The sequence below is a fragment of the Neoluteolibacter marinus genome, from assembly GCF_014904755.1.
GTDB lineage: Bacteria > Verrucomicrobiota > Verrucomicrobiia > Verrucomicrobiales > Akkermansiaceae > Haloferula > Haloferula marina.
This window is the reverse complement of record NZ_JACZFQ010000271.1, coordinates 1-297: the sequence shown is the minus strand read 5'-3', so window position 1 is coordinate 297 and position 297 is coordinate 1. Positions and strand designations below refer to the sequence as shown.

At 63.3% G+C, this 297-nt stretch carries 1 pseudogene; it reads right to left on the bottom strand.

Going from position 1 to position 297, the window contains the following annotated elements:
* Positions 1–231, bottom strand: a pseudogene (locus IG178_RS25815) (hypothetical protein); the annotation flags it as partial.
* Positions 232–297: the final 66 nt, after the last annotated feature.

Below are 297 nucleotides of genomic sequence, written 5' to 3'. Positions count from 1 at the left end.
CAAGGGTTGTAAGAGGTGGTCAGCCAGAAGATGGCCCCACGCGAAGTAGGGCTCGTACCAGGCGACGTCATCTGTGTGGATGATCGCTGAACGGGGCACCTGCTGGCAGAGCCGCTTAGCTAACGTTGACTTGCCGGACGCGCCGCGGCCGTCTACAGCCACGATTCGCGGCCGCTCAGCCGGCGTTCCCGCTGCCCGGAACAACAGGTGAACGAGGTCGGCCTGAGTCATGGCGCTCCAAGGGCCAGCAGCAGGCTCCTCAGGGGGCAACTTCATAGACATGGACTCAGCATGCAC